This window comes from Pseudescherichia sp. AS216, assembly GCF_037152055.1.
Taxonomy (GTDB): domain Bacteria; phylum Pseudomonadota; class Gammaproteobacteria; order Enterobacterales; family Enterobacteriaceae; genus Pseudescherichia.
The window spans coordinates 78,520-97,980 of record NZ_JBBCMV010000007.1; the positions used below are offsets into that span (position 1 = coordinate 78,520).

General features: G+C 52.2%; 19 protein-coding genes. 17 read left to right on the forward strand and 2 right to left on the reverse strand.

Annotated elements, in window-relative coordinates; translation table 11 throughout:
• Positions 1-52: 52 nt before the first annotated feature.
• From WFN61_RS18280 to WFN61_RS18305, 6 genes are all read left to right on the forward strand, one after another.
• Positions 53-898, forward strand: coding sequence for a DUF3289 family protein (locus tag WFN61_RS18280; RefSeq protein ID WP_257758804.1), 846 nt, complete (start codon positions 53-55; stop codon positions 896-898).
• Positions 888-1,361, forward strand: a complete 474-nt coding sequence (locus WFN61_RS18285) for a DUF943 family protein (RefSeq protein ID WP_337039042.1) — start codon at positions 888-890, stop codon at positions 1,359-1,361. Before WFN61_RS18280 ends, WFN61_RS18285 begins: the two co-directional genes overlap by 11 nt.
• A gap of 44 nt (positions 1,362-1,405) precedes the next feature.
• Positions 1,406-1,867 (forward strand): DUF943 family protein, encoded by a 462-nt coding sequence (locus WFN61_RS18290; RefSeq protein WP_312282861.1) that lies wholly within the window; start codon positions 1,406-1,408, stop codon positions 1,865-1,867.
• 126 nt (positions 1,868-1,993) lie between these two features.
• Positions 1,994-2,482, forward strand: coding sequence for a DUF943 family protein (locus WFN61_RS18295; protein WP_257758807.1), 489 nt, complete (start codon positions 1,994-1,996; stop codon positions 2,480-2,482).
• Positions 2,483-2,657: 175 nt separating this feature from the next.
• Positions 2,658-3,422, forward strand: coding sequence for an isocitrate lyase/PEP mutase family protein (locus WFN61_RS18300; protein ID WP_337039044.1), 765 nt, complete (start codon positions 2,658-2,660; stop codon positions 3,420-3,422).
• Positions 3,406-4,482, forward strand: a complete 1,077-nt coding sequence (locus WFN61_RS18305) for a bifunctional transcriptional activator/DNA repair enzyme AdaA (RefSeq protein WP_312282863.1) — start codon at positions 3,406-3,408, stop codon at positions 4,480-4,482. Before WFN61_RS18300 ends, WFN61_RS18305 begins: the two co-directional genes overlap by 17 nt.
• A gap of 284 nt (positions 4,483-4,766) precedes the next feature.
• Here WFN61_RS18305 and WFN61_RS18310 read toward each other — a convergent pair whose 3' ends face one another.
• Positions 4,767-5,681 (reverse strand): WYL domain-containing protein, encoded by a 915-nt coding sequence (locus tag WFN61_RS18310; protein ID WP_257758810.1) that lies wholly within the window; start codon positions 5,679-5,681, stop codon positions 4,767-4,769.
• A gap of 175 nt (positions 5,682-5,856) precedes the next feature.
• Here WFN61_RS18310 and WFN61_RS18315 point away from each other — a divergent pair, with 175 nt between their 5' ends.
• Genes WFN61_RS18315 through WFN61_RS18335 form a run of 5 tightly spaced genes read left to right on the forward strand, consistent with a single transcriptional unit; the run spans position 5,857 to position 10,139 of the window.
• Positions 5,857-7,428: a hypothetical protein gene (locus WFN61_RS18315; RefSeq protein ID WP_257758812.1), complete on the forward strand. Its 1,572-nt coding sequence runs from the start codon at positions 5,857-5,859 to the stop codon at positions 7,426-7,428.
• 16 nt (positions 7,429-7,444) lie between these two features.
• A complete protein-coding gene (locus tag WFN61_RS18320) occupies positions 7,445-8,023 on the forward strand; it encodes a hypothetical protein (protein WP_337039046.1) in 579 nt (192 codons plus the stop codon).
• A 12-nt stretch (positions 8,024-8,035) separates the two neighbouring features.
• Positions 8,036-9,064 carry a hypothetical protein gene (locus WFN61_RS18325; protein ID WP_257758814.1) on the forward strand — a complete coding sequence of 343 codons (1,029 nt, stop codon included), beginning with the start codon at positions 8,036-8,038 and terminating at the stop codon, positions 9,062-9,064.
• Between the two features lie 51 nt (positions 9,065-9,115).
• Positions 9,116-9,400 (forward strand): YkgJ family cysteine cluster protein, encoded by a 285-nt coding sequence (locus tag WFN61_RS18330; protein ID WP_257758815.1) that lies wholly within the window; start codon positions 9,116-9,118, stop codon positions 9,398-9,400.
• A 13-nt stretch (positions 9,401-9,413) separates the two neighbouring features.
• Positions 9,414-10,139: a 4'-phosphopantetheinyl transferase family protein gene (locus tag WFN61_RS18335; RefSeq protein WP_337039049.1), complete on the forward strand. Its 726-nt coding sequence runs from the start codon at positions 9,414-9,416 to the stop codon at positions 10,137-10,139.
• 7 nt (positions 10,140-10,146) lie between these two features.
• Here the strand turns inward: WFN61_RS18335 and ligB are convergent, their stop codons facing one another.
• Positions 10,147-11,826, reverse strand: a complete 1,680-nt coding sequence (gene ligB, locus WFN61_RS18340) for an NAD-dependent DNA ligase LigB (RefSeq protein WP_312235797.1) — start codon at positions 11,824-11,826, stop codon at positions 10,147-10,149.
• A gap of 256 nt (positions 11,827-12,082) precedes the next feature.
• Here ligB and gmk point away from each other — a divergent pair, with 256 nt between their 5' ends.
• The 6 genes from gmk (at position 12,083) to xanP (ending at position 19,438) form a co-directional block, all read left to right on the forward strand.
• Positions 12,083-12,706, forward strand: a complete 624-nt coding sequence (gene gmk, locus WFN61_RS18345) for a guanylate kinase (RefSeq protein ID WP_144818382.1) — start codon at positions 12,083-12,085, stop codon at positions 12,704-12,706.
• Between the two features lie 54 nt (positions 12,707-12,760).
• Positions 12,761-13,036 (forward strand): DNA-directed RNA polymerase subunit omega, encoded by a 276-nt coding sequence (gene rpoZ, locus WFN61_RS18350; RefSeq protein ID WP_144818380.1) that lies wholly within the window; start codon positions 12,761-12,763, stop codon positions 13,034-13,036.
• An 18-nt stretch (positions 13,037-13,054) separates the two neighbouring features.
• Positions 13,055-15,163, forward strand: coding sequence for a bifunctional GTP diphosphokinase/guanosine-3',5'-bis pyrophosphate 3'-pyrophosphohydrolase (gene spoT, locus WFN61_RS18355; RefSeq protein WP_042393373.1), 2,109 nt, complete (start codon positions 13,055-13,057; stop codon positions 15,161-15,163).
• A 4-nt stretch (positions 15,164-15,167) separates the two neighbouring features.
• Positions 15,168-15,857 carry a tRNA (guanosine(18)-2'-O)-methyltransferase TrmH gene (trmH, locus tag WFN61_RS18360; protein WP_144818379.1) on the forward strand — a complete coding sequence of 230 codons (690 nt, stop codon included), beginning with the start codon at positions 15,168-15,170 and terminating at the stop codon, positions 15,855-15,857.
• 4 nt (positions 15,858-15,861) lie between these two features.
• Positions 15,862-17,943 carry an ATP-dependent DNA helicase RecG gene (recG, locus tag WFN61_RS18365; protein ID WP_144818377.1) on the forward strand — a complete coding sequence of 694 codons (2,082 nt, stop codon included), beginning with the start codon at positions 15,862-15,864 and terminating at the stop codon, positions 17,941-17,943.
• Positions 17,944-18,046: 103 nt separating this feature from the next.
• Positions 18,047-19,438, forward strand: a complete 1,392-nt coding sequence (xanP, locus tag WFN61_RS18370; RefSeq protein WP_222889228.1) for a xanthine/proton symporter XanP — start codon at positions 18,047-18,049, stop codon at positions 19,436-19,438.
• Positions 19,439-19,461: the final 23 nt, after the last annotated feature.

A 19,461-nucleotide genomic window follows, 5' to 3' on the forward strand; every position in this document is an offset into this window, starting at 1 on the left:
TTAAACGTGTGTTATTTACATACAGAGATACCAGTACAAGGAAGTTAACATTATGACTGCCCTTCAATTCCCGTGTACCATCTTCAAAACTCAGAAATGGATGGATGACTACGGGGCCAGAGACATGCGCTATGGGGACTTAACCGAAGCACAACTCAGAAAACACTACCATTTGGAAAATGTGTCTACCCGCGTCAATCCTTATACATTGACCAAGGTTATACCTTTCAGCCAGTCACAGCTGATGCCGTATGGTTATCGAGGCGATATGGCTAAAATGACTCCGCAGCAGTGCGCCAGAATTCTTTTTGATGAATTCCGCCACCTTTCCCGCATGTTTGCTCTGTTTAGCCCCTATCGGCACCTGATCGATAAAATGATTACGCACATGCAGTATGGCAACGGCGCACCTTTCCGTGATATGTTGCTGGACAGGGCGTTGAAGGAGATTATTGTTAATGATAGTTCACAATACAATAGTACTCGATTGTCACTAAAAAAAACTATTTTTGATAAAATAGATTGGAGTAGAAGGATCTTTCCAGAAAGTCAGAAAGTGCAACTATATAATGCTATTAGCTCCGGCATACTCCCTAAATTTGACAGATTCCAGGATAACTTTAATGGCATGGGTATTACTGTTCATGACACGTGGGCAACGCAGATCACAATTAAATCACTTCATATTGATAATAATTCTTATCAAGCGGTGGTACATTACAAAGTGCAGGATCACTTTGGATTAGATGACGATGACATTATGAAAAATAAATTCAGCCAATTTCGATTTTTCCGTATTTGGTTTATACTTCAACGATACAATTTATTCGGATTCAAGCCTTTTATAACCAATATAGAAACTGATATAGAAATTGTTGGAAGCGCGAATGAACTTTAAGAATAAAAAAGATACTTACATTTTATCATCTCTAACCTGCATAACGCTGGGCTATCTTTTCTGGTTATTATTACGGCCAGTAAAAATCGTTGATGTTCATAAAGATGGTGATATTAGCCATATTCTAGTGAAAAGCTTCCCTCTTACAGATAAAGGAAAGATAAATTGGTGGCTAGAAAATGAAAAAACAATAAAAATTCATTATAACGTTCCCCAATCTGAATCACAGAAGAGTTTCACAGTAATTTTCTGGGATTTTGGAAATGGTTACAAAGAAAAAGGTGATGAAAGCAAAGATGATAGATTTTGTTTTTCTGATCTTTTGCCTCCCAAAAACTGTATTGACAAAAGAAAATTATTTTATATAAGCTCTGGTAAGGACACAGGCATATCGTTTGTTACTGACCACGCAATATATCGAATAAAAAAAGATGGTGCATTAGTAAAAATGAAATCTAATTAAAAATTTAAAACAAAGGCGGGTGTTGACAACCTCTATAATTTATTATGGGAACAAATTTAAAAGTTAGTTTAATTGTGCTTTCACTATCTCTTCTCACTTTGGCAAGCTATGTTTCATGGTCAGACTCAACTTCAGTAAAAATTATAGCCGTTCACCAGGAAGAAAATTTTAGTGAGGTTCTAGTAAAAAATTTCCCAATAACGGATGCGGGGAAAATCAAATGGTGGCTTAAGAATAAAGAACTATTAAAAAATAAATATAACATCCCAAGGCCGGGAGAGAATGGCAATTTCTACATAAATTTTTGGGATTTTGGCGAAGGTTATAAAAAGCTAGGTAAATATGACCGCCGGTGCTTTGCTGACATGAAGCCACCTAAAAATTGCATAGATAAAACTGCGGTTTTCTCTGTCGAAAATGATAGAGATGGCTCGATATTATTTACGGTTTATGATGGGGTATATCGCATGGAAAGAGAGGGTGAACTAAAAAAAATTAAAGACTAATCAAATTAATTTTTTGATATTACAAGCTCACCACTCATTATATTTACTTATACACCAAGAGACTTCCTCTGAGAAATTATTTATTTTAGCAAAACTTGCTCTTTTTGAAAATAGGATTAAATAACAATGGTGGAAATTATCAATAAAAAGAAAAATAATAAAACGCTCCTCACAATATCTTTAGTCATTTCCGTAGTGATAGCTTATCTTCTCTGGCGATCGCTACGTCCGGTGGATATTGTCGATGTTCATAAAGACGGCAGCTATAGTTATCTTTTAGTAAAAGATTTCCCAATCACTGCTAAAGGACAAATAAACTGGTGGTTAAAAAACTCAAAGATGCTTAAAAACCATTATGACATCCCTAAACCAGATTCAGATGGAGATTTTGGCATCGTTGTTTGGGATTTCGGAGAAGGTTATAAAGAACAAGGTGATGAAAGTAAGGATGACAGATTTTGTTTTGCTGATCTTAAATCCCCCAAAAACTGTATAGATAAAAATATGATTCTTTATATCACTTATACTAAGAGCTCAGGAATTTCTTTTATCACTCCCAATGACGAATACCGAATAAACAAAAAAGGAGAATTAGTGAAAGACGAATCTGATTAAACATTTTTTAATTAGAACAAAGCCAATCCAAAATTATTAGAGCTAATTATAGAATTTATTTCCCTTTAATAGCCTTGCTTACCGCAATACTTAAAAAATAGTCGTCCACTTTTCGGTTGTGAGAGAGGTGGGTAAAACCACACACTCTCCTGCACTACCACACCCGGAGAGCATCATGGATTTCAACGCACTTCATCATCAAAACCACCCCCTGCTTATCGCCAACGTCTGGGATGCCAGCAGCGCTCTGGCTGCACAGCAGGCTGGGTATCACGCGCTGGGTACGTCCAGCGCCGCTATTGCCAGCCTGCTTGGATATGAAGACGGCGAAGGTATGCATTTCGACGAACTGCTTTTTATCGTTACTCGCATTAAAGCAGTTACAGCTCTCCCGTTAAGCGTTGACCTGGAAGCAGGTTATGGCAATACGACGAGCCGCATTATTGAAAATATCCGCTGTCTGGCTCAGGCAGGCGTTATCGGCATAAATCTTGAAGATAGTCATGTGGTGAACGGTGTACGAAGCCTCGATGACGCACACGCCTTTGCGTACAAACTTCAGGAAATCACCGAAGCCTGCCCGGGCATGTTTATTAATGTGCGAACCGATACGTTTTTACTCAACGTAGAAGATACGCTTGAGCAGACAATTTATCGTGGCCAGCTATATGCGGCGCGTGGTGCAAATGGTTTTTTTGTCCCTGGTGTCACACAACCTGATAGCATTGCTGCACTGGCTCAGCATGTTACTCTGCCTTTAAACGTTATGTGTATGCCGATGCTACCAGATTTCGCCACTCTGGCTTCACTCGGGGTAAGGCGTATCTCTATGGGCAATTTTATCCATGCGGCAACGCAGTCCAGGTTAAAAGAGCTGCTCAGTAAGGTTCAGCAAAATCAAAACTTTGTGGACATTTTTAGCCATGAAAATAACCGATAGCGCTCAGTGTGACATGTGGTATCAGGCGTTACTTGCCCGTTCGGTCGAGTATACCGGCGTCTTTTTTGTCGGGGTTAAAACGACCGGCGTATTCTGTATCTCAGTTTGCCGGGCACGCAAACCCAAGCGGGAAAACGTCGAATTTTATCAGGATTTCAAGTCGGCACTCAGCGCCGGGTTCCGCCCGTGCAAAATTTGTCGTCCCACGCAGAATGCCTTTGCTGCGCCCGACTTTATTGAGCAAGCGTTACAGCTGGTTCGGGAAACGCCAAAAGAGCGCATCAGCGATGCCGAACTGCGCCAGCATAATATTAGCCCAGAGCGAGTACGACGCTGGTTTCTGCAAAACCATGGAATGACCTTTCAGGCATTTCAGCGTATGCAGCGTGTTAATGTGGCGCTGCAAGAGCTAAAAGCGGGCCGCTCAACGACAGATGTCGCGTTCGACAGTGGTTATGATTCCCTTAGCGGCTTTGGCTATACGTGCAAGAAGTTGACCGGATCGGCGCCCAGCAAGCACCGTCAGGTTATTTTGATCCATCGATTTACGACTCCCCTGGGACCCATGTTTGTATGCGCCACCGATCGCGGTATTTGTCTGCTGGAGTTTGTTGACAGGCGAGCATTAGAGACGGAGTTCAGCGATCTACAACGTCTGTTTAATGCAAATATCATCGCGGGGGAAAACAGCCATACTGGCCAGGCAGAGAAAGAAATTGGCGAGTATTTCGCGGGTCAACGGCAACATTTCAGCGTAGCGTTAGATACGCCAGGCAGCGAATTTCAGCGTAGCGTTTGGCAAGGTTTGCAGAGGGTTTCTTATTGCGAGACAACCCATTACCAAGCGGTTGCGGTAGATATTGGTAACCCTATGGCTACGCGTGCAGTAGCATCGGCTTGTGGCGCGAATAGGGTGGCTATTATCATCCCCTGTCATCGGGTTATTGGCAAAGATGCTTCCATGACGGGCTACGGTGGCGGTGTTGCACGTAAGATATGGTTGATTAATCACGAAAAATCCTCAAGCAAGATAACGCCTGACAAGCACTGTATCTTATAGCTGGCTGCGTAAAGACCCTGACCTTTTCCACTTATTACTTGCAACGCGCACGTTAAAAAGGCCGGGGCCACCACCTGAAATTTATCATATAGGTCTTTCACCGCGAGTCGACATTGCCAAATCGAATTCTATCAATGCGATATCACGGCTTTCGCCATCGAACTCAGAGTGCTGAGCAAGCAGGCTCATAATATTGGGTAGGTGTTTAGACCTCCTGAAATATCTTAACCCGATAAAATCATTATTAATAGGGGCTGTATTAATGCTATCTATAACAGTTCAGCTTATAAGCCGTGTAAATCGGCGTTTTTAAGCTTAAAGCTACAGCCATGGGCAATCAGCTCATCACGATTGGCTAATACCAAGGGGTGAAGCTGCGGGTTTTCTTCATATCCTCCATCATAGTTTACCTGTAATCGTTGTAGGGCATAGTGCATTAACGGGATACGTTGAGAAATTATTAGCTCTTCTTGTGCCATCGCATAGTCGCTAGCAATAATGCCCTGTTGCGTTACGCTAAGGAAGGGGTTGGGTACCACAACTGCACTTAACCACGTATTCCATTCAACATCGCCGTTGAGGCCGTGTTCAGATTTACCAAGAAGATCGGGTACGCCGCGAAAGCGACTCATAACAAAGTCGAGATAATCCTTTTTCTTCTCACAATATGCCCGTACGTGCCAGCGTATGCCATCATATACAAGTGTATGGGGGACAATATTGCGGCCAACTTGGTCGCCTGAATTTAACGAGATATAGTCTACATCGACCCTGAGCTGATGACGTGCCGCCTGAACAAGGCCGCGAATAATAGAGGGGGCGATATGCCGCGGTGGGACATCAAGTATAGTTATATGGCCGTCACGCAGGTCAATCAGCGGCAAGTTCTTTGCCTCGTCCTGACGTTCATACTGCGGTTTTTTACCCTGAAGTAAATGCAAATATTCATCAGCAGTACCCTTAATGAAGCGTGGCGTAAAACAAGCGGTTGGCTTATAGGTTTTCGCGTGTCGATCGTAAAACAGCCCATCAGGTGATACTTCACTGATGTAACGATTAATATCTCTGGATGCTTGCTGACGCCCAATATTAAAAGCGTTACACAGATAGTGAGTGTTAAGACACCCCTCCCAAAACAGCACGATCTCCAGAAAACGAAAGCGTTGATTCTGTTCCCATGAGAGTGAACTCAGTGTCATATCTGCTCCAAAATGCGACATGTTTATCTATACAGTATGGTAAAGAGTATACAGGCTTCATATTCTAGATACACATTACTGATATGTGTCTATCAATTAATCGCCTTAAATAGTAATGGCACGATATCTCGTCCTTAACAAAATAATAAGCGAATACAGCTGATCAGGATGTTATATGAACAAAAAAGATGATTGCTCCTCGCCCTTTTCTGAAACGGCTAAAAGCCAATACAATCGGCATGAAATTGGACGTGATCAATTTCGTACTGCCACTGCTCTGGCAGAAGGTGAAGTGATAGAACGCTTCGGCAGCGCAGGCGCTGAATATTTGAAAGGCTATCGCGGCGTCAATAACGAAACCGGCCAGAAAATGGCTAAAGGTCTGGCTGACGTTGCAAAACATAAGGTTAACCCCGATTACGCAGCGCAGAATATTAAGCAGCAGGCGGGCTTTTCTGCTGAAATCGCCACTACCAGCCGGGACAATGCAGAAGCTATTATCAATCGCACCCCAGCGCGCACCGTGCGTAGCGACGATTTGCCAGAGTATGGTAGAAACCACAACGTCGTCGACCGCGTGCAGATCCTGGATGGTACTATTATCGAAGGCTCTCAGAGCCAAATGAAATTTGTGACCGACAGGGATGGGCTTTTCAGCGATATCGCTAAGGACGACGGTAAGTTTGCTCGCTATCGCGGCGTTAAACTGGAATTGCCCTCTGAGCAATATGAGGGTGCTGCAACATTTTGTCGTAATAAAGCCACTATGCTGCGTGAGCAGGCAAACAAAGTTGAAGCACAGGGCAAAACTGAGGTTGCCGCCAAGCTTCGTCATGAAGCGGGAAATTATGACCAGCTCGCTGATAACGTCTGTGATAGTGGCCTGACCACCGAACAGGCTATTTACTATCGTGAGCACCCTAAGCTCGCAACAGCCATGGACATCGCACGTACCAGCCATCGTGCAGGGTTAGAAGGCGCGAAATCAGGTGCGGCTGTCGGCGGAACAATCTCGCTGGTCGTAAACCTCTTTAACGTGGCACAGCAAAAAAAAGAACTTGGCGAAGCAATTCAGGATGTTGCCATCGATACGGCAAAAGCAGCGGCTTTAGGCTATGGAACCGCGTTTGCTGGCTCTGCTATAAAAGCGGGCCTGCAGCAGTCTGAAAGCCAGCTGCTGCGAGCCGTTTCTAGTACGACCGCACCGGCGTTAGCAGTGAATATCTGTCTGTCGTTGGGCATATCTATTAAACGCTATGTTAACAATGAAATCGATGAGGCCGAACTGCTGGCGGAAGTCGGTGAGAAGGGAGCCGGAATGCTCTCTAGCGGTATGATGGCTGCGCTAGGTCAGATTGTTATTCCTGTTCCGGTCGTGGGCGCGGCCATTGGGGGTATGATTGGGTACACACTTTCCTCCATGTTTTATCAAAGCGCGCTTGAGGCTGCACGCGGCGCGGCTTTATCTCGTGAAAGGCTGGCCCGTATCAGCGCTATTGAGATAGAAGCTCGAGCCCAAATAGCGAAAGAGAAAGCTCTGCTTGACGATTTTACCCGTCGGGAAATGCCGCAGTTACGTCAAGATACAGAATGTTTTTTTAAAGCCATGTCTCACGGCTCCGATAACATTGATGACCTTGTATTTGCGATAAATGATTTTGCCACTCTGTTAGGTAAAAAACTGCAATTCCAGACGATGTCTGAGTTCGAGGACTTTATGGACTCTGATAAGCCATTAATACTGTAAGGAAAGCGGCACCACTATGTTTATTAACATGCTATCTGAAGAGAAAAAGGTCCTTCTAATTGAGCTTGCAAAGCTCCTGTCGCTGTCCAATAGCCCTTTTTTATGGGACGGTAAGACCAAGGAAGAACTGACCTCCGATTCCGATCTCAGTAAGTTATCTATTCAAAGGACCGAGCTGGAGACCAAACTGCTGGAGGAACTGGGACACTATACTTCACCGCGCTCCTATCCGCTGATTGGCATATACGAGCACGACTGGCATACGGCAACTGAAAAGAGGCTGATTGAAAAGCTTAAAGCGTTTCCGTTGGCCAAAATAGATGCACCTGAAAGTCGTGTTCAGGCCGCCACTGCGGTATTGAGATCCTTACTTGAGGCTAAAAAAACGGACGCGCTTGCAGAGCCAAAGATCGTTATCTTCCAGCTTTTCCTGTTTTCACTGCGGGCTGGTCAAATTTCCAGCATTGAATGGATGCTGCTAAAGGAGATTCAGCTCCACTACCATCTGCCAGATTTCATTTTTAAAGACCTGCTCAATAGCGCCGAAGCGCTGAATAGTGAAATGAATAAAACGCTTGCCCTTATTCTTGAATAGAGGATTTATAACATGCCAATTCCAATTATTATCGGTGCAGTAGCCGCAGCGGCGGGCCTTTACGGCATCGCAAAAGGCGTGGGCGGTGCAAAAGATCATAGCAATGCCAAAGATATTAACCAAAGCGCGAAAAATAGTGTAGATGAGACCTGCGCCCTTATTAACCAAAGTCGTGAAGCGACTAATAGCGTTATTGAAGATTATGGTCAACGCAAGCTGCGTGCTTTTAACGGCGTAATCAGCGAATTTATCGATACTTTTGGCCGTATCAAAAACGTCGAGCTGTCTGCCAGTCCCGAATTGGAAAAGCTTCAAGCAGGAGATTTCACTAAGACGACGTTGGCAGATCTACAACAGGACTACCAGATGCTGAAAGATGCAGGCCTGGGTCTGGGGACAGGAATGGGGAGCGGTGCCGCATTAGCATTTGGTGCTTATAACGGCACCATGCTGCTGGCTACGGCAAGTACCGGTACGGCAATCTCTTCTCTCTCTGGTGCTGCTGCCACTAACGCAACTCTGGCATGGCTTGGCGGTGGCTCCCTAGCAACCGGTGGTTTCGGTATGGCTGGCGGTATGATGGTACTGGGCGGCATTGTTGCGGGTCCAGCGTTGGCTATTTTTGGTCATATTCTGGGTAACAAAGGTGAAGAGGCGCTGAATAATGCCCGGAGCAATATGGAGCAGGCAAAAACCTTCTGCGATGATGGTGCATTGATGGTAGCTAAACTTCAGGCCATTGAAAAAGTGACCTCTCTTGCAAATAATGTATTCTCCTTGACCAGCGGCCGCCTGCGCGGCGCGGTTCACGAGATGAAAGACGCGCTGGAAAACTACGGTGAAAACTTCCGTGATTTTCCACAGGAAAGCAAAGAAGCCGTATTTATGTCCGTCAAGTATGCGCAACTGCTAAAAGCAATGATTGATACCCCCATCCTCGATCAGGATGGTAATCTGGTGCTCTCAACTGAAAAACGCATCATCGATATTGCTGCCGTATCAGCAGGTGAGAAAGCTGAGCTGGATGATTTAGAAGTGTAATGGTGACATCAGGCTCGCTGCTATAGGCGAGCCTGATTGCTGGTGACGATAATGCATTGCGAAAAAAAGCTTTCACCTTTTCCCTGCCTCCAGTGCGGGCTGTGCTGCCAGCATGTAGATGTGGCAGAGGAGACCCGCTTTCTCGATAGGGGAGACGGTACCTGCCGACACTATGATGCTGTTAATAAAGGCTGCCACATTTACGATCGGCGTCCAGATATCTGTCGGGTCGATCTGCAGTTTCAGTTAAACTATGTCCACCTTTACAATTGGGAGGAATTCGTGGCCTTAAATCTGTCAGTGTGCCACCGCTTAATTGAGGAAGAGCAAAAATAGGTTTAACCAACCCATGACAACTACCCTACTCTGCCCCACCCATACCTTCGACGCCCCGCCCTTTATCTTACGTGCGGAGTCCGGCTCTATTCGCCATCTCCCTGCCCTCACCTACTGCCTCGTTGAGTATGAGCGGGCGCACTACAGCGACGCGCTGTTTCAGCGTTTCTCGCAGCCGTTCCCAGATGCGCTAACTAATGCGGTGGCGAAGCGCAGGGCCGAATATCTGGCGAGCCGCTACTGCGGGCAGGTTCTGCTCGCGCAGGCGCAGGCCAACTCAACGATTATTGGCACCCATGAGCGCGTTCCCCAGTGGCCAGCTGGCTGGCGGGGCAGTATCTCCCACAGCGATAAGTATGCCCTGGTTGTTATCGCCCCTGAATCAGCGGGACTTATGCCGGGTATCGACATTGAGCAGTGGCAGCCCGAGGTGATGCTGGAGACGGCAGACATGGTCGCCTCGTCAGACGAACAGCAGCTATTGTCCTCGTTATCCCTGCCCTATCCGCAGGCGCTGCTAACGCTCTTTTCAGCTAAGGAGAGCCTGTATAAATCCCAGTGGCCTGAAGTGAGGCGCTACTTTGATTTCCAGGCGGCAAAGGTCACCCACGTCGATGAAGCAGAGCAGCGCTTTACTCTGACCCTCACCGAGACCTTAACGCCAAAGCTAAAATGTGGAACCGCCTTTAGCGGTAGCTATATGTTTCTCAACGACGCGGTCATCACCTGCATCGGCTAGTTTTGTTTTAAAACCCCCTTATCCCCTGCTTCGCCAGCCATGCGCTAAGGCTCTGCACTAGCGGATGATGCACGAAGGTAACCAGCTGCCGCGCCTTCTCCACACCAACGCCCGGCAACTGCTGCCAGCTAAGCTCATTGCGCCCGGTAAATTGCGACCAGCTACTATCACCTGAGAGCCGCAGCGCGGCCTGAGTGAGCGGCAGACCCAACGCCATCACCCAGCGGATAAATGGTCGCTCACGGGCCAGGTTGAACTGATGCCAGATCTGCCGCCCTCTGGCTGCACTCAATCCCGGCGTGTTCTCTAGCTGCTGTCGGGTCAGAGCCAGCCAGGAGAAGATATGCTCAAAGCGATGCGCCTGATGCAGGAGCCGCCAGCCCGCGTTGCCCATGCCTGTAATATCCAGCACCGGCTTTGAGCTAAGCCATACCAGCCTGGCGAAAAATTGCGCCTGACAATCGGGTGCAGCATAAAAGCAGGTAAGCGAATTGAAATACGCGGGCGGCGGCTCGGGTTTGTCACGCGCCAGGCTACGCCATATCACTCGATCGATGCGCGGAATACCCTGACCCGCCAGGCTGACCTGGACCTGATCGCCCGGCGCGATGTCCAGCTCTTGCCAGCGGCGAACAGAGCCAAGGCTTACCCGACGCACCGTTTTGTCATCCAGCTGTATCGGCTCAAGCTCCGCCACCACGGCGATCTTGCCGCTGCGTCCGGTAGCAAAGCGGATATTGGTTACCTCGGCAACCTCCTCAACGGGCGGGTATTTCCAGGCCACGACCCAGTCCCCCTCGCCGGGTCGCCAGCGCCTGCCCTCCGGCTCTTTCGCCGCGCGGATCACAACCCCGTCGGTGGCAAAGGGTAGCGGCGAGGTGAACCAGCGGGCGCGGATCGTCTCAACCTCATCTGCGTTTTTCACCGGCAGGCTGAAACGCGCGCTGGTGTTAAACCCGGCTTCGCTCAGCAGCTTCAGGCGCTGCTCCATCGCAGCAGGGCCGTCCGGCCAGGCCCAGATAAAGAGCGCCAGTTCATTCAAAAGAGGCGAGTTCTCTCGCTGCATCAGGGCACCCGCTACCTTCGCGCGGGCGTTGATTCCCCCCATCCGCTGCTGGATGTGTCCATCACGCGCCAGGTAAATCTCCCCTTGCAGAACGCTGTTTGCCAGCGGCCCGGCAATCCGTTGAGGCAGGGAAGGAATAAGGCGCACTTTCTCGGTCCACGACTCCCCCTTACGGCCATCGCCACGGCTGATGGCTTCTGCTAGCCGCCCATTGCGGTAGACCAGCGTCACCGCCACGCCATCAACCTTAGGCTGTACCCAAAGATCACGGCGGTCGCCCATCCAGCGCTTGAGGGCATATTTGTCCGCCAGCTTGCGCACCCCGGTATGCATCACCGGATGCGGCACCGTACCGCCCACGGGCGGCGCTGAGACGTCGGGCAGCGGCTGGGATATAAAGCAGCGCTGCCACTGTGCCAGCCGATCGCTGAGACGATCGTACACCGCATCACTCACGCCGCTGCTCCCCTCCTGCCAGTACGCCAGGTTCCACTGGGTAACCTGTCGCTGGAGCCGGGCGATCTCCAGCTGCGCCCGAAAGGGCGACCAGGACGGACAGGCCGCCGTGCTATAGCAGCTCCAGAGCGTTAAGCCGAGCGCCAATCCTCTACGTTTCCACATGTTTTTTCTCCCTTGCCTCGACCAGCACGGTATACCGCGTAGCGAACCGGCTGGCGAAGAGCAAAACAGCAGGCTGCGAGGCGGCTTCAGCGCTTTTTAAAACGTTGCTGCAAACAAGAGATGAATCAGGAAGAGAGTGCGCAAAATGCAATAATCTCGTGGGAAAATGTGACAAAAACTACGTTAAAGGGTGCCGACGTGTATAATAGGCACGTATGTAGACATTTCCGTTCGTTCATTACATATAAAGATACTCATGGCTCAAGGCACGCTCTATATCGTTTCCGCCCCTAGCGGCGCGGGCAAATCAAGCCTCATTCAGGCTTTGTTAAAGACCCAACCGTTGTACGACACCCAGGTTTCTGTTTCACATACCACGCGCGCGCCGCGTCCCGGTGAAGTGCACGGTGAACACTACTTCTTTGTAGATCATGACGAGTTCAAAACCATGATTGGCAACGATGCGTTCCTTGAGCATGCGGAAGTATTTGGCAATTACTACGGTACGTCCCGGGCCGCCATTGAGCAGGTGCTCTCCACGGGCGTAGACGTCTTCCTCGATATCGACTGGCAGGGCGCGCAGCAGATCCGCGCAAAAATGCCTCAGGCGCGCAGCATCTTTGTATTGCCGCCGTCGAAGCTGGAGCTGGATCGCCGCCTGCGTGGTCGCGGCCAGGATAGCGAAGAGGTGATTGCCAAGCGTATGGCCCAGGCAGTTGCAGAAATGAGCCATTACGCCGAATATGATTATCTGGTTGTGAACGATGATTTTGATACCGCTATCAGCGATATGAAGACTATCATCCGTGCTGAACGTCTGCGCATGGGCCGCCAAATGCAGCGACATGACGCTTTAATCAGCAAACTATTGGCAGATTGAACCGGGTTTAAGTATTATGCCCAGTCATTTCTTCATCTGTGGAGCACTTTAAGTATGGCACGCGTAACTGTTCAGGACGCTGTAGAGAAAATTGGTAACCGTTTTGACCTGGTACTGGTGGCCGCGCGTCGCGCTCGTCAGATGCAGGTTGGCGGTAAAGATCCGCTGGTAGCGGAAGAGAACGATAAAACTACCGTTATCGCGCTGCGCGAAATCGAAGAAGGTCTGATCACCAACCAGATCCTCGACGTACGTGAGCGCCAGGAGCAGCAAGAGCAGGAAGCCGCTGAGTTACAGGCCGTCACCGCTATTGCTGAAGGTCGTCGTTAATAACGCTGCAGGTCACCCTTGTATCTGTTTGAAAGCCTGAATCAACTGATTCGCACCTACCTGCCGGAAGACCAGATCAAACGTCTCCAGCAGGCGTATCTCGTTGCACGTGACGCTCACGAGGGCCAAACACGTTCAAGCGGTGAACCCTACATTACGCACCCGGTAGCGGTGGCCTGTATTCTGGCCGAGATGAAACTCGACCACGAAACGCTGATGGCCGCGCTGCTGCATGACGTAATTGAAGATACCCCCGCCACCTATCAGGACATGGAGCAGCTGTTTGGCAAAACCGTGGCCGAGCTGGTGGAAGGGGTCTCAAAGCTTGATAAGCTGAATTTCCGCGATAAGAAAGAGGCGCAGGCCGAAAACTTTCGTAAGATGATCATGGCGATGGTGCAGGATATCCGCGTCATTCTCATCAAGCTTGCTGACCGCACCCATAACATGCGCACCCTGGGCTCACTACGCCCGGACAAGCGTCGCCGCATCGCCCGTGAAACCCTCGAAATCTACAGCCCGCTGGCGCACCGCTTAGGTATCCACCACATCAAAACCGAGCTGGAAGAGCTGGGCTTTGAAGCGCTGCACCCGAACCGCTACCGCGTGATTAAAGAGGTGGTGAAGGCCGCGCGCGGCAACCGTAAAGAGATGATTCAAAAAATCCTCTCGGAGATCGAAGGGCGTTTGCAGGAGGCGGGTATCCCCTGCCGTGTGAGCGGTCGCGAGAAGCATCTCTACTCCATCTATTGCAAGATGGTGCTGAAAGAGCAGCGTTTTCACTCGATCATGGACATCTATGCGTTCCGGGTGATTGTTGAGGATCTCGACACCTGCTATCGCGTGCTGGGTCAGATGCACAGCCTCTACAAGCCGCGTCCTGGACGCATGAAGGACTATATCGCCATTCCGAAAGCGAACGGCTATCAGTCTCTGCACACCTCTATGATTGGCCCGCACGGCGTGCCGGTTGAGGTGCAGATCCGTACTGAAGATATGGACCAGATGGCGGAGATGGGGGTTGCGGCACACTGGGCTTATAAAGAGCACGGCGAGAGCAGCACCACCGCACAGATCCGCGCCCAGCGCTGGATGCAGAGCCTGCTTGAGCTCCAGCAGAGCGCAGGTAGCTCCTTTGAATTTATCGAAAGCGTTAAATCCGATCTCTTCCCAGATGAGATTTACGTTTTCACACCGGAAGGGCGCATCGTTGAGCTGCCTGCCGGTGCGACGCCGGTCGACTTCGCCTATGCGGTACATACCGATATCGGCCACGCCTGCGTAGGCGCACGTGTCGATCGGCAGCCCTACCCGCTGTCGCAGCCGCTGGCGAGTGGCCAGACGGTAGAGATTATTACCGCACCGGGTGCACGCCCGAACGCCGCCTGGCTTAACTTTGTCGTGAGCTCGAAAGCGCGCGCCAAAATCCGCCAGATGCTGAAAAACCTCAAGCGCGATGACTCGGTTAGCCTGGGCCGTCGTCTGCTGAATCACGCCCTCGGCGGTAGCCGCAAGCTGGCGGAGATCCCGTCTGAGAATATCCAGCGCGAGCTGGTGCGCATGAAGCTTGTCTCCCTTGACGATCTGCTGGCGGAGATTGGCCTCGGCAATGCCATGAGCGTGGTGGTGGCGAAAAATCTACAGCAGGGCGAAGCCTCCGCTGTGTCTACCACGCCGAGCCATGGGCATCTGCCGATTAAGGGCGCGGACGGGGTGCTGATCACCTTTGCGAAATGCTGCCGTCCGATCCCCGGCGACCCGATTATTGCGCACGTCAGCCCGGGTAAAGGGCTGGTGATCCACCATGAGTCCTGCCGTAACATCCGTGGCTATCAGAAAGAGCCTGAGAAGTTTATGGCGGTTGAGTGGGATAAAGAGACGGCGCAGGAGTTTATCACCGAGATCAAGGTGGATATGTTCAACCATCAGGGCGCGCTGGCAAACCTGACGGCGGCAATCAACACGGCCTCTTCCAATATTCAAAGCCTGAATACGGAAGAGAAAGATGGTCGCGTCTACAGCGCCTTTATCCGCCTGACCTGCCGCGACCGCGTGCACCTGGCGAATATCATGCGCAAAATCCGCGTGCTGCCGGACGTGATCAAGGTCACCCGTAACCGAAACTAGCCCTATGACTCTGAAACGTTATGCGCGTATACGTGAGATGCTCGCCAGGCGCCAGCCTGATCTGACCGTCTGCATGGAACAGGTCCATAAGCCGCATAACGTTTCGGCAATCATTCGCACCGCCGATGCCGTCGGCGTGCATGAAGTCCACGCCGTCTGGCCGGAAAACCGGATGCGCATCATGGCCTCCTCCGCTGCGGGAAGTAACAGCTGGGTACAGGTTAAAACGCACCGCACCATTGCCGATGCCGTCGGGCATCTGAAAGGCCAGGGGATGCAGGTGCTGGCTACCCATCTCTCTGAAAAATCCGTAGATTTCCGTGATATCGACTATACCCGCCCTACCTGTATTCTGATGGGGCAGGAGAAGACCGGTATCACCCAGGAGGCGCTGGACCTGGCGGACCAGGACATTATCATTCCGATGATCGGTATGGTGCAGTCACTTAACGTCTCGGTCGCCTCCGCGCTGATCCTCTATGAGGCGCAGCGCCAGCGGCAGAACGCCGGGATGTACGCTCGCGATACCAGCACCATAGATTATGACGACCAGCATCGACTGCTGTTTGAAGGCAGTTACCCCGTGCTTGCCCGCGTAGCGAAGCAGAAAGGGCTGCCCTATCCCGACCTCAACGCGGATGGCGAAATCGAAGCCGACGACGCGTGGTGGTCCACCATGCAGGCAGCAAGGTAAGATTATGCAAGGCAAACTGCTCGATGCTGTCCCGCTCAGCTCTCTCACCGGCGTTGGCGCGGCACAAAGCAGCAAGCTGGCCAAAATCGGTTTAGTGAACGTCCAGGATCTGCTCCTGCATCTGCCGCTGCGCTACGAAGATCGTACCCATCTCTATCCCATCGCTGATCTGCTGCCGGGCGTGTATGCCACGGTCGAAGGTGAAGTGCTTAATAGCAACGTGACCTTCGGCGGCCGTCGGATGATGACCTGCCAGATCAGCGACGGCAGCGGCATCCTGACGATGCGCTTTTTCAACTTCAACGCGGCGATGAAAAATAGCCTCTCTCCAGGCCGCCGCGTGCTGGCCTATGGTGAGGCGAAGCGCGGCAAGTACGGCGCGGAGATGATCCACCCCGAGTACCGCATTCAGGGCGATCTCAGCACCCCGGAGATGCAGGAGACCCTCACCCCGGTCTATCCGACTACCGAAGGTATCAAGCAAGGAACGCTGCGTAAGCTGACTGACCAGGCATTGGATCTGCTCGACACTTGCGCCATTGCAGAGCTGCTGCCGCCTGAGCTGGCGCAGGGGATGATGAGCCTGCCGGAGGCGCTGCGCACGCTGCATCGTCCGCCGCCGACCTTACAGCTGGCTGACTTAGAGCTTGGCCAGCATCCTGCCCAGCGCCGCCTGATCCTTGAAGAGCTGCTGGCGCATAACCTCAGCATGCTGGCATTACGCGCCGGGGCGCAGCGGTTTCACGCCCAGTCCCTGAAGGCCAACGACACGTTAAAAAACCAGCTGCTGGCGGCGCTGCCGTTTAAGCCCACTGCCGCCCAGGCGCGGGTTACAGCAGAGATCGAGCACGATATGGCGCTGGATATTCCAATGATGCGCCTGGTGCAGGGCGACGTGGGTTCGGGCAAAACGCTGGTGGCCGCTCTGGCCGCGCTGCGCGCCATTGCCAACGGCAAGCAGGTAGGGCTGATGGCACCCACCGAGCTGCTGGCTGAGCAGCACGCCAACAACTTCCGCAGCTGGTTTGAGCCACTGGGCATTCAGGTGGGCTGGCTGGCGGGCAAGCAGAAGGGTAAGGCTCGTCTTGCACAGCAGGAGGCGATTGCCAGCGGCCAGGTGCAGATGGTGGTCGGCACGCATGCCATTTTCCAGGAGCAGGTACAGTTTAACGGCCTGGCGCTGGTGATCATCGATGAGCAGCACCGCTTTGGCGTCCACCAGCGGCTGGCGCTGCGGGAGAAGGGTCAGCAGCAGGGCTTTCATCCTCACCAGCTGATCATGACCGCCACCCCTATTCCCCGAACCCTGGCGATGACCGCCTATGCCGATCTCGATACCTCTACCATCGACGAGCTGCCGCCGGGGCGTACCCCGGTCACTACCGTGGCGATTGCCGATACGCGGCGCAGCGAGATTATCGAGCGCGTGCGCCATGCCTGCACCAATGAAGGCCGCCAGGCCTATTGGGTCTGCACGCTGATTGAAGAGTCCGATCTGCTGGAGGCCCAGGCCGCCGAAGCAACGTGGGAGGAGCTGAAGCTGGCTCTGCCAGAGCTGAACGTTGGCCTGGTCCATGGCCGCATGAAGCCCGCCGAGAAGCAGGCGGTGATGCAGGCGTTCAAGCAGGGCGAGCTGCATCTGCTGGTGGCGACCACGGTGATTGAAGTGGGCGTGGACGTACCCAACGCCAGCCTGATGATCATCGAGAACCCGGAGCGTCTGGGACTTGCGCAACTCCATCAGCTGCGGGGCCGCGTGGGCCGTGGTGCGGTTGCCTCCCACTGCGTGCTGCTCTACAAATCTCCGCTTTCAAAAACGGCGCAAATGCGTTTGCAGGTGCTGCGCGACAGCAACGACGGCTTTGTGATTGCGCAAAAAGATCTGGAGATCCGTGGTCCCGGCGAGCTGCTGGGAACCCGTCAGACCGGTAACGCCGAGTTTAAGGTCGCCGATCTGCTGCGTGACCGGGCGATGATCCCCGAAGTACAGCGCCTTGCCCGGCATATTCATGAACGCTACCCGGAGCAGGCCGCAGCGCTGATTGAGCGCTGGATGCCGGAAACCGAGCGTTATTCCAACGCCTGATAACGCCTCTCAGATACACCTTGTAAAATTTATAAATGCAATCGTTTGCTTTTATGGGTTGCTCAGCTAAAATGCCCGCTTTTCCACCGTGGAATTGCCTGAGATGTCCGTTAACACCGTCGAGTCTGAAAATGCGCAACCGGTTGCGCAGCCACACAATAGCGAACTGATCTACCGTCTGGAAGATCGTCCGCCGCTGGCGCAAACCCTTTTTGCCGCCTGCCAGCACCTGCTGGCGATGTTTGTTGCGGTCATTACTCCGGCACTGCTGATCTGCCAGGCCCTCGGCCTGCCCGCGCAGGATACGCAGCACATCATCAGCATGTCGCTGTTCGCCTCCGGCGTCGCCTCGATTATCCAGATTAAAGCCTGGGGTCCGGTGGGCTCAGGTCTGCTCTCCATTCAGGGCACCAGCTTTAACTTTGTTGCCCCGCTGATCATGGGCGGCACAGCGTTGAAAACCGGCGGCGCGGACGTCCCGACGATGATGGCAGCGCTGTTCGGCACCCTGATGCTGGCAAGCTGCACCGAGATGGTCATCTCCCGCGTGCTGCACCTGGCCCGCCGGGTGATCACCCCGCTGGTCTCCGGCGTGGTGGTCATGATTATCGGCCTGTCGCTGATTCAGGTTGGCCTGACCTCCATCGGTGGCGGCTACGGTGCGATGGCGGATCACACCTTCGGCGCACCGAAAAATCTGCTGCTGGCAGGCGTGGTGCTGGCAGTGATTATCCTGCTGAACCGCCAGCGTAATCCTTACCTGCGCGTGGCCTCGCTGGTGATCGCCATGGCGGTAGGCTATCTGCTAGCCTGGTGGATGGGCATGCTGCCGCAGAACAGCGCGCCGACCAGCCGCGACCTGATCATGGTCCCGACCCCGCTCTACTACGGTCTGGGCATTGACTGGAGCCTGCTCCTGCCGCTGATGCTGGTCTTTATGATCACCTCCCTCGAGACCATTGGCGACATCACTGCCACCTCCGACGTCTCTGAGCAGCCGGTCTCCGGTCCGCTCTATATGAAGCGCCTGAAGGGCGGCGTGCTGGCTAACGGCCTGAACTCCTTTGTTTCGGCGGTGTTCAATACCTTCCCGAACTCCTGCTTCGGCCAGAACAACGGCGTGATCCAGCTGACCGGCGTCGCCAGCCGCTACGTCGGGTTTATCGTGGCGCTGATGCTGATCGTGCTCGGCCTGTTCCCGGCAGTGAGTGGCTTCGTCCAGCACATTCCTGAGCCGGTGCTCGGCGGCGCTACCCTGGTGATGTTCGGCACTATCGCCGCCTCCGGGGTGCGTATCGTCTCCCGCGAGCCGCTGAACCGTCGTGCGATTATGATTATCGCCCTCTCGCTGGCCGTTGGCCTTGGCGTTTCCCAGCAGCCGCTGATCCTGCAGTTTGCCCCTGACTGGCTGAAAAACCTGCTCTCCTCTGGCATCGCCGCGGGCGGTATCACCGCTATCGTGCTGAACCTCGTCTTCCCGCCAGAGAAGAACTAACCCCCTCGCGGCAGCGGTATTCA